Origin of the sequence: Streptomyces albus subsp. chlorinus (assembly GCF_013302895.1) — a bacterium.
Classification (GTDB): Bacteria; Actinomycetota; Actinomycetes; order Streptomycetales; family Streptomycetaceae; genus Streptomyces; species Streptomyces chlorinus.
The window spans coordinates 4,658,251-4,668,128 of record NZ_VJOK01000001.1; the positions used below are offsets into that span (position 1 = coordinate 4,658,251).

General features: G+C 75.2%; 9 protein-coding genes. 4 read left to right on the plus strand and 5 right to left on the minus strand.

Annotation, left to right across the window (positions count from 1 at the left end):
• Window positions 1-694, plus strand: a 694-nt coding sequence (locus tag FM076_RS20430) for a polysaccharide deacetylase family protein (RefSeq protein WP_173872426.1), incomplete at its 5' end; no start/stop codon positions are given.
• A gap of 103 nt (window positions 695-797) precedes the next feature.
• On the opposite strand, the gene FM076_RS20435 is transcribed toward FM076_RS20430, so the two are convergent.
• Window positions 798-1,526 (minus strand): LuxR C-terminal-related transcriptional regulator, encoded by a 729-nt coding sequence (locus FM076_RS20435; protein ID WP_173872427.1) that lies wholly within the window; start codon window positions 1,524-1,526, stop codon window positions 798-800.
• Window positions 1,523-2,866 carry an ATP-binding protein gene (locus tag FM076_RS20440; RefSeq protein ID WP_173872428.1) on the minus strand — a complete coding sequence of 448 codons (1,344 nt, stop codon included), beginning with the start codon at window positions 2,864-2,866 and terminating at the stop codon, window positions 1,523-1,525. The genes FM076_RS20435 and FM076_RS20440 overlap by 4 nt, the downstream gene beginning before the upstream one ends.
• 151 nt (window positions 2,867-3,017) lie before the next feature.
• Between FM076_RS20440 and FM076_RS20445 the strand changes: the two genes are divergently transcribed.
• Both FM076_RS20445 and FM076_RS20450 read left to right on the plus strand, forming a co-directional pair.
• Window positions 3,018-4,730 carry a PspC domain-containing protein gene (locus FM076_RS20445; protein ID WP_173872429.1) on the plus strand — a complete coding sequence of 571 codons (1,713 nt, stop codon included), beginning with the start codon at window positions 3,018-3,020 and terminating at the stop codon, window positions 4,728-4,730.
• Window positions 4,727-4,951: a hypothetical protein gene (locus FM076_RS20450; RefSeq protein ID WP_173872430.1), complete on the plus strand. Its 225-nt coding sequence runs from the start codon at window positions 4,727-4,729 to the stop codon at window positions 4,949-4,951. The genes FM076_RS20445 and FM076_RS20450 overlap by 4 nt, the downstream gene beginning before the upstream one ends.
• 71 nt (window positions 4,952-5,022) lie before the next feature.
• Here FM076_RS20450 and FM076_RS20455 read toward each other — a convergent pair whose 3' ends face one another.
• Window positions 5,023-5,592, minus strand: coding sequence for a DoxX family protein (locus tag FM076_RS20455; RefSeq protein WP_173872431.1), 570 nt, complete (start codon window positions 5,590-5,592; stop codon window positions 5,023-5,025).
• Window positions 5,593-5,744: 152 nt separating this feature from the next.
• Window positions 5,745-6,545 (minus strand): aminotransferase class IV family protein, encoded by an 801-nt coding sequence (locus tag FM076_RS20460; RefSeq protein ID WP_173872432.1) that lies wholly within the window; start codon window positions 6,543-6,545, stop codon window positions 5,745-5,747.
• Between the two features lie 192 nt (window positions 6,546-6,737).
• On the opposite strand from FM076_RS20460, the gene FM076_RS20465 reads away from it, so the two are divergent.
• Window positions 6,738-7,112 (plus strand): MerR family transcriptional regulator, encoded by a 375-nt coding sequence (locus FM076_RS20465; protein ID WP_173872433.1) that lies wholly within the window; start codon window positions 6,738-6,740, stop codon window positions 7,110-7,112.
• Window positions 7,113-7,122: 10 nt separating this feature from the next.
• Here the strand turns inward: FM076_RS20465 and FM076_RS20470 are convergent, their stop codons facing one another.
• Window positions 7,123-8,295, minus strand: a complete 1,173-nt coding sequence (locus FM076_RS20470; protein ID WP_173874883.1) for a hypothetical protein — start codon at window positions 8,293-8,295, stop codon at window positions 7,123-7,125.
• Between the last annotated feature and the right edge of the window lie 1,583 nt (window positions 8,296-9,878).

Genomic DNA, 9,878 nt, shown 5'->3' on the forward strand with positions numbered 1-9,878 from the left:
CGGTGCCCAATACCCGCGCCGCGCCCCCCGGGAGAGCTACCGGCTGCGGCCCCTGGCCGGGGAGACGTCCATGGGCACCCCCACGGCGCACCCGCCCGTGCGCACCCACGCCGAGACGACCCTCCCGGCGACGGGCGGCGAGCGGGTCATCGCGCTGACCTTCGACGACGGACCGCATCCCGAGCACACCCCCGCGCTGCTGGAGGTACTGCGCCGCCACGGCGTACAGGCCACCTTCTTCGTCGTCGGCGAGAACATCGCCGTCTACCCCGAGTTGCTGCACGAGATCGTGGCGGACGGCCACGCGCTGGGCAACCACACCTACAGCCACCACCAGCTCACCCGGATGCGGCCCGGCGCCATCCGCAGTGAACTGGGCCGCACCAGCGAGCTGATCGACCAGGTGGTGGGCTTCTCCCCGCACTGGTGCCGCGCGCCCTACGGCGACTGGCACGGGACCTCGCTGGAGATCTGCTCCGAGCTGGGCATGGAACCCATGGGCTGGTCCCTGGACACCGCGGACTGGCGCCGCCCCGGCACCGCCGGCATCGTGCGCACGGTCACCGACCAGGCGGCACCGGGCGCCATCGTCCTCCAGCACGACGGCGGCGGCCCCCGCCACCAGACGGTCGAGGCCGTCGACCGCTACCTGCCCGTCCTCCGCGCCCGCGGCTGGACCTGCGTGCGGCCGTGACCGGGGGCGGTCTCCGCGAGCCGTCCCCGGCCCGGTCCCGCGAGGCGAACGCCCTCATCCGGGTTCTCGGCCCCGGCCGCCACCTCGCGAGGGGCCCGCGTCCTCACACCAGCCGGCGCGCCGTCGCCCACCGCGTCAGCTCGTGGCGGTTGGACAGCTGCAACTTCCGCAGCACCGCGGAGACGTGGGACTCCACCGTCTTGACGGAGATGAACAGCTGCTTGGCGACCTCCTTGTAGGCGTAGCCGCGCGCGATCAGCCGCAGTACCTCGCGCTCGCGCTGGGTGAGGCGGTCGAGGTCCTCGTCGACCGGCGGGGCGTCGGAGGAGGCGAAGGCGTCCAGGACGAAGCCCGCCAGCCGCGGGGAGAAGACCGCGTCGCCGTCCGCGACGCGGAAGATGGCGCCCACCAGGTCATCACCCGTGATGGTCTTGGTGACGTACCCGCGCGCGCCGCCGCGGATGACGCCGATGACGTCCTCGGCGGCGTCGGAGACCGACAGCGCCAGGAACCGCACCGGCCGCTCGGGGTCGGCCATCAGCGGCGCGCTGCGGCGCAGCACCTCCACACCGCCCCCGCCCGGCAGGTGGACGTCGAGCAGCACGACATCCGGGCGGGTCGCCCCGATGACCGTCAGCGCCTGGTCGACGTCGCCCGCCTCACCGACCACGTCCACGCCGGTCTCGTCGGTGCGGCCGATCTCCGCCTGCACGCCCGCGCGGAACATCCGGTGGTCGTCCACCAGGACCACCCGCACCCGGCGCCCGTCCGCCGCCTCACCGCCGCCCTGCTGTCCGCCCGCCCGGCCCGTCTCGTCGGTCCCGTCCGTCACGACTCCGCCGCCCTCTCCATCTCCAGCTCGACCTCGGTCCCCTCACCCGGTGCGGTGCGCAGCCGCGCCGTGCCGCCGTTGCGCCGCATCCGGCCGATGATGGACTCGCGTACGCCCATCCTGTCCTCCGGGACGGCGTCCGGATCGAAACCCGGCCCCCTGTCCCGTACGGAGAGGAAGACGGTACGCCCCTCCACCTCGGCGAAGACCTGCACGGCGCCGCCCTCGCCACCGTACTTGGCGGCGTTCACCATCGCCTCGCGCGCCGCCTGCAACTGGGCGCCCAGCGCCTCGTCCAGGGAGCAGTCGCCGACGCAGACCACCTCGACGGGCACCCCGTGGTGGTCCTCCACCTCGGCGGCCGTGGCCTTCACCGCCTCGGCGAGGGTCCGCGGCTCGTTCTCCTCCTCGGCCGCCGTCCGCCCGGCGGCGTCGGCCGGCTTGTAGAGCCAGGCGCGCAGCTCCCGCTCCTGCGCGCGGGCCAGCCGGGCCACCTCGCGCGGCTTGTCGGCGTTGCGCTGGATGAGGGTGAGGGTGTGCAGCACGGAGTCGTGGACGTGCGCCGCCACCTCGGCCCGCTCCTGGGCGCGGATGCGCATCAGCCGTTCCTCGGACAGGTCCTGCATCATCCGCACGAGATAGGGGCCCGCCATCAGCGCGATGCCCACCAGCACCGCGAGCGCCGCCTGGAGCACCGAGCCCAGGTGCCGGACGGAACCCTGCACGACCACGATGCCGGTCACCCCGACCGCCACCAGCACCACGCCCGCCGCGCTGCGCGCGATCGGCAGCAGCCGGGCGCGCCGCCCCACCGCCACCCAGTGGGCCCGGCGCGAGTTGTCCGCCTGACGCCACACCAGGGCGACGCCGAGGCCGATGAGGACGACCGGCCACAGATAGGTGTTGGCCGCGCCGAACTGGAGGTTGTCCGCCGTCACGAAGACCGCCGCGATCAGCGCCAGGACCGCGATGATCTGGCCCTTGTCCGGCTTGCGGAGGAGGAGGCGGCGCAGCCCGTCCCGGTCGGTGACCGCCTCGGTCAGCCCGGCCGCGCCCCGGTGCCCGGCGCCGACCCCTCCGGTGCCCAGCGGCACCACGAACCAGAACGCCGCGTACAGCAGCGCCCCCAGGCCGTTGGCCAGGGTGAGCGCGATGAAGACGATCCGCACCCAGGAGACCGGCAGCCCCAGATGGCCCGCCAGCCCGCGCGCCACCCCGCCCAGCATCCGGCCCTCGGCGCTGCGGTAGAGCTTGCGCTGGGGTGGCTCGTCGGCGGGCGGCTCCGTGGCCGCGCGCCCCTGTGGTGGCGCGTCCACGGACGGGGAGGCGGGCGGTGTCATGCTCCGATCGTCACATGGCGGGGCCGGTGGGACATCAGGGTCGCCCCCTGAGGCGTCCCCGAGGCGGACCCGGAACCGGGCCGCGGATCTCAGGGATCGATCCGGGTAGGGCCCCGATGCCGCCCCGCACACGGGGCGCGACCATAGGCGTATGAGCGAGGAGGAGCAGCACGCGGCGACCGGGCACCCCCGGGGTGCGGCGGACACCGGGGGCGCCGCGGAGGGCGGTGGCGGTGCGGAGGGCGGTGGCGGCGGGCGCACCGGGAGCGCCGGGGACGGTGGGCACATCGGGAGCGCCGGGGGCGGCGGGCGCACCGGGCACACCGAGGACGGCGGGTACGCGGGGCACACCGAGGGCGGGGGGCGCACCGGGCGCGGCGCCGCCCCCTCCTGGGGACCGCACAATCCGCCCCCGGCGGGCCCGCGGGGCAAGCTGCGCCGCAGCCGTACCCACAAGGCGGCCGGGGGTGTGTGCGGGGGCATGGGGCGGTACTTCGACCTGGACCCGGTGATCTTCCGGGTGCCACTGGTCGTGCTCTCCGTCATCGGCGGACTGGGCCTCATCTTCTACGGGTTCGCCTGGCTGCTGATCCCCGCCGAGGGGGAGAGCCAGAACGAGGGCCGGCGGCTGCTGTCCGGCCGGGTGGAGGGCGCCTCGCTGTCCGCGATCCTGGTCGCGCTCGTCGGCTGCGGCCTCTTCCTCGCCTCGCTCGGCACCCGCAGCGTTCCCTTCTCCCTCCTGCTGATCGGCGCCGTGGCCGGCGCGGCCTACTGGTCGCAGCACCGGCGGCAGGCCGAGGCCGCGAGCGCTGAAGGAGCGCAGCTCGACCCGGCCACGGCGCACGCGGTGGCCGACGCGCCCCCCGAGACCCAGGCGCCACCCGTCCCGGTCCCCGCCTCCTGGTGGCGGGAGCCGCTCACCAAGGAAGCGGGCGCCACCAAGTCCGCCGGGCCGTGGGGCGGCAGCCCCTGGAGCCGGGCGGGTGCCGCCACCGGCTATCTGTGGGGCCCGCACGAGGCCCTCCCGTACGCCGCGCCGCCCGGTGCCCACGAGAGCCCGGCCGCACCGGCCGGCCGGCCCCTCGCCGGCGGCATGGCGCGAGGCGGGCCGCCCGCGCGGCAGGGCGCGGGAGCCGGCGGCTCACTCGGCGGACTGGTCTTCCTGCTGGCGGTGCTGGCCGGCGGCATCTCCGCCGCCGTCTTCTGGCACCTCGACCATCCGCCGGCCACCAGCCTCACCATCGGGCTGAGCTGCGCCCTCGCGGTCTTCGGCCTCGGCCTGGCCGTCAGCTCCTTCGTCGGCCGCACGGGCTACGGCACCCTGGTGTGCGTCGTCCTGACGGCCGGCCTGCTGGCGGGCGCGGCGGCGCTGCCGCGGGACGTCTCGGCACACGTCCGCGACACCCGCTGGGTCCCGGCCGCCGCGGCGGACGTCCAGCCGCGCTACTCCGTCGGCACCGGCTCGGGCGAACTCGACCTGCGCGGAGCGGGACCGAAGGCCGGCCAGACGGTGCGCACCCGGATACGGGTCGGCGCCGGGGAGATCAAGGTGGTCGTCCCCGACGACGCCCTCGTCAAGGTGACCGCGGACGTCGGCCTGGGCGAGACGCAGTTCCCCCGGGCCCTCGACGGCGACGGCGAGGTCGTCTTCGACGGCTCGGGCGGCATGGACACCCACCGCCGCCTCACCCTGCGGCCCTTCGACGGCGCCAGAGCCAACGGCACCGTCGAGGTGGCACTGAGCGCGGGCATCGGCCGCGTCGAGATCGTCCGCGAACTGCCCTCGGGCGAGCGCTCCGACCGCTTCTCCACGCCCGGCGACCCCTCTCCGGGCGGCGCGTCCCAGGAGGGAGCACCACGATGAGGCACCGCTTCGAGCCCTCCCGGCTGCTGCTCGGACTCTCCATGATCACCATGGCGGTCCTCTACCTGCTGGACGCGGCGGGCGAACTGGAGATCCCCTTCTGGGTGCTGCCCGCCGTCCTGCCCCTCGCCCTGGTCCTGGCCGGCCTGACGGCGCTGCTGACGTTCCTGATACGGCGCTCGGTGGCACGGCGCAGGGAACTGAGGGAGCGGGGCTCCTAGCCGGCTCCACCCCCAACCGGTGGATCCGCCCCCCTCCCGCCCGGCGTCGGAGGGCGCGCTCCCTCAGCCCCTCAGCCGAAGATCCGCCGGCCCCTGCGCCGCCGCCGCGCCGCCAGCAGCGCGTCCAGCGAGAACAGCGGCGCCCCGGCCAGCACCAGGGGGAGCCAGGCCATCAGATACGGCAGATCGTTGCCGTAGTAGTAGGGCTCGCTCGCCCAGCTGACGGTCAGCCACAGGCAGAGCGACAGCAGGGCCCCGCCGGCCGCCGCGACCCGTGCCCACAGCCCGCACAGTGTGCCGAGTCCGATGGCGATCTCCCCGGCGGCGATCGCCGTACCGAACCCCTCCGGACTGTGCTGTGCCAGTTCCACCAGCCAGGTGGCCGCGGCCGAGTCCCGGGCGGCCTCCAGCGTCCCGGCGAACGAGCCGGGGCCGCTCCCGTTGAGAAAGGCGGGCGCGGAGAGTTTGTCGATGCCCGCGTACAGGAACGTCACCCCGAGAAAGAGCCGCAGCGGCAGCAGCGCGTACCGCGAGGCGTGCTCCCGCACTCCGACCGGCGCCCCCGCGACCGGTCCGGGAAACGCGTTGACCGTCGTCGAGTCGCCCCCGCCACCGCCGCTCGTCGGCCCCGTCACTGACATCAGGTCGCTCCCGCCTTCCGCAGACGCGTTCGGTGTGCGGGGGCGATTCTTCCCCTGCGGGCGGTGGGCTTGGCAAGTGCGTGCGACAGTTGCCGCCCCGCACCGGTGCTCCACGCAACCCGCCCCCCGGCACCCCGCGGCCCGGCGGGCTCTCACGGAACGATGAGTGGTTCCGCCTTGTACGCGCGGTGCAGCAGCTCGACGAAGTCCGGTGCCGCGGGCAGGGACGCGGTGCCGATCCGGTGCACCGGCGCCCCGGGGGTCCACGAGTTCATGACCACGGCCCCCGCCAGTCCGGGAAGATCGGCGAGCCGGATCTCCTCGTCGCGCTGCGGGACGCCGAACTCCTCCAGCCGACGGCGGACGACGGCCATCGTCGTTCCCGTCAGCAGCTCGGCGCGGGGCCACACCACGGCGGTGCCGTCCCAGAACGCGAGGTTCCAGATCGTCGCCTCGCTGAGCCGCCCGGCGCGGTCCACGAACGCGGCGTCGTCGAACCGCTGGGCGACAGCCTGGCGCAGGAAGTAGGTCTTCGCGACCTCCCCGACATGTTTCACGGCCGGCAGCATCCGCTCGTGGGGAACGGCCGCCAGCGCCAGCGGTTCCCGCGGGCCGGAGGCGGGAGGGCCGGTCCGCACCAGCATGTCGGGCTCCCCCTCGTGCGCGGCGGTGAACTCGCCCGCCCGGGAGAAGACCGTCGCCGTCAGGGAGAGGTCAGCGGGACCGGCCGCCAGGGCCGACCGCAGCAGCGACCGCACCCGCTCCTCGGGCAGTGCCCGGCCGAACAGCTCCACCGACGCCGCCCGCAACCGCTCCAGGTGGAGGTCGAGGCCGCGAATCCGTCCGCCACGCACCTGCGCGGCGGTGAAGTGGGCGTACCCCGCGAAGGCGAGCGGCGTCAGCTCCTCGGCGGTCGCCGCCCGGCCGTTGTACTGAGCAACAAAAGTGGGCATGTCTGTACCTTGGTCTTTGTGGACGTCCCCTGTGGGCGTGCCTTGGGCGTTCCTTGGACGCTCCTTGGACGGGCCGCCGGACACGACGGCGGCCGCGGTCCGCGGATGCGCGCCGACGCGGCGACGTTAGGGCTTGCCACCGGTGAGAAGGTCAAGGCGGGAGGGCCGGGCGACATGCGGGGGGAAGGAACCATGCTGATCGGGGAGCTGGCCCGGCGCACCGGGGTCAGCCCGCGACTGCTGCGGTACTACGAGGAACAGGGCCTGCTGGAGACCCGGCGCGGGCCCAACGGCTACCGCCACTACGCCCCCGAAGCGGTGGAGACGGTGCGGCGGATCCGCACCCTGCTGGACGCGGGCCTGACCACCGACGTGATCCGCTCGCTCCTGCCGTGCGTCCGCGGCGAGGGAGTGGGCTTCAACTGGTGCGACGAGGTGCGGGCCACACTGGAGGGGGAGTTGACGGCTCTGGACGCGCGCATCGACGGCCTCCGGCGCAACCGGACGGCGATCGCCTCCTACCTGGCGCGGTACGAGGAGACCGGCACCGGCACCGGCACGGGCTGAGCGCGGCCCCTCACTCCACCACGTCGATCGGGTAGCGGTTCGTCTCCACACCCGCCGCGGTGACCACCTGCACCTCCACCCGCCCCGGCTCCACCTCGACGGGAACCGGCACCGTCAAAGCGGTGTCCGCGGGGCTGGTGAAGCCGCCGCGCACGGGGATCAGCGGTGCGTGGACATGAACCGCCCCGATCCGGACGACCATACGGGCCAGGCGGTCGGGAGCGGTCGCACCGGGCGGGACGAAACCGGCACCGCGGATCTCGATGTCGTCACCGGTGCGGATGGGCGCGTGCAGGTCGCCCATCTCCCGCGCCCGGACGACCGACAGGACGACGGGCCGCCCGCCCTCGGCGTACTTCCCCGCCAGATACGTCGCCGCCGAGACGATCACCAGCAGCGCCAGCCCCCAGGGCAGGTCGGGCAGCCGGTCGGGCTGGCGGGCCAGCCGGACGGCGGCGAAGACCACGGCGACCGCGCTGATCAGCACGTACTGGACGTCGGAGAACGACCCGCGGCCCGCGTCGTCCGTGAGGAGGTCCGCCGCGCGCGGACGGTCGGCACGCACCTTCTGCAACCGCCTGCCCTGCACCCGCACGGTCACCGTCCGGCGCACCACGACGGCGACCGCACACGTGAGGGCGAGGACGGTCACCACTCCGGCGCCACGCTCGAGATCCAGCCCCGCCAGCAGCGCGCGGCGCTCCCCGGCCCCGGAGGCGGCGGCCAGTTCGACCGCCAGGACGAGGACGGCGAACACCGACAACAGCACCCACGCCGCCGCCACCGCCCGTGAGGTGGACAGCCGGTTGTCCTCACCGATGACCGGTGCCAGCACGCCCCCGCGCCTCCGGTGCAGCCAGGCCGCGGCGGTCAGCAGCCCGGCCGAGACGAGCCCCGCCACCAGCCCGGCCGTCCGGCCCACCGACCAGCCACCGCCGAGCGCGGTCAGCAACTGGACCAGCACCAGCACGCCGACGGCTGCCCAGACGGCCACCACGGTGCGCCGCCACAGCCGCGCCAGCCACGCGTCACCCTCCTCGCGCCCCCGCTCGGCGACCTCGCGCGCCGCCCGCGTCAACTCGTCCGACACCCACTGCCGGGAGGCCCCCGCCGAGTGCGCCAGCCCCACCGGAACACCCTCGCCCGCCGCCAACTCGTCCCGCCGCCGGCCGAAAGCGGCCAGCGCCTTGCGGTACCCCTCACGCGCACTGTGCGGGCAGCTGTCGCACGCGCACGGAGCGGAATGGCCGCCGGACGAACCGGAAGAGGAAGCGGGAGCGGAGGAGGAAGACGAGGTAGCGGCGGAGCGCGGGGAGGAGAAGGAGGGCGGGGAGGAGAAGGAAGACCGGGAGGACGAGCCCTCGGAGGCGGGCACGGAGGGGGGAGCGGGGGCGGAGGAAGAGGTGGAGGTGGAGCCGCGGGGCGGTGATGGAGGAGAGGCCGGGGAAGTGGTGGCGGGAGCGGACGGGGCCGGGTCCGGGTTCCGGGTCGGGGCGGGGGCCGGGGGCCGCGTGGGCTCCGGGCGCGGGGAGCCGCGCCCGGCGGAAGCGGAGTCGGCGGTACGCCGGGCACCGTACCCGGCGGACGGGGACCCCGCCCGCGCCCCGGGCACCCGACCACCCCCGGCCCCGCCGGAACCCCGCCCCTCCGCAGGACCCTGACCGGACCGGCTCCCTGTACTCGCGCCCGTGTCCGCGCCCGCGCCCGCGCCGCGCGGGCTGTTGCGGACGGAGGCACCGCCACCTGCGGCGGAGGCACCGGCACCTGTACGGGAACCGCCACTGGTCCGGGGGCCGCCACTGGTCCGGGATTCGCCACTGGTCCGGGGGCCGGCACTGGTCCGGGAGTCGGCATCGGTTCGGGATTCGCTACTGGTTCGGGTGCCGGCATCAGTACGAGAACCGGCATCGATACGGGTGCCGGCATCAGTACGAGAACGGGCATCGGTACGGGTGCCGGCATCGGTACGGGGACCGGGGCCGGTAGGAGCCCCGGGATCGGAAGGGGAACCGGGGGCGCGGTGGCCCGCGCCCGTGTCGCGCGGGCGTGAGCGGGGGGCGCCGCCGGTCGGCCCGTCCTCGTCGTCCGGGCCCTTCGCGCCGTCCTGCGCCGTGTCCACGGCCACTGTGCCACCCCGCCTCTCAACTACCTTCGGATGGAAGGGGATTGTGCCTCATGCGGGGCGGTGCCGGTTCGGGTGTCCAGGTCCGTACGGGGCGATCCCGGTGGAGAGAGGCCGGTCGGCGCGTCCACGGTGTGCACCTGTGAGTGAGCGCCGCCTGCGGCGCGGTTGACGTGAGGCCCTCACCCCGGGGCCGTTCCGTCCCCCCTCCCGTGGGCTCAGCCGGGGCGGACCGCACCGGCGAACGGCATCCTGGCGATCGGCGCCACCGCACCGACGTCCCCGGGTGCGGCTGCGTGGATCCGGCTGCAGCTCGTACGGGGCAGCGAGACGCCCGCTGCCTTCCATGCGGGCGTCAGCCCGGAGCAGCGGCCTGCGCCGGCCAGGAGCAGTGGTAACCGGACGGCCACGTACCGTCCCACACGTACGGTCTGCCCAGCGTGCGGTGCGCGAACGCGACCGCCTGTGCCGCCCGCCGCCTCGCGCCCTTCTCGGGCGGGCGGCGTGCGGCAGGCCGGTGCGCGGTCTGGTGCGGCTTCGTCGGCCGGTGCGCCGCCGGACGGTTCGAGGCCGGATGGGGCGAGGCCGGGCGGCGCGCTGCGGTGGCGGGGGATGCCGGGCGGTCCCGGTCGGTCCTCGCGGGC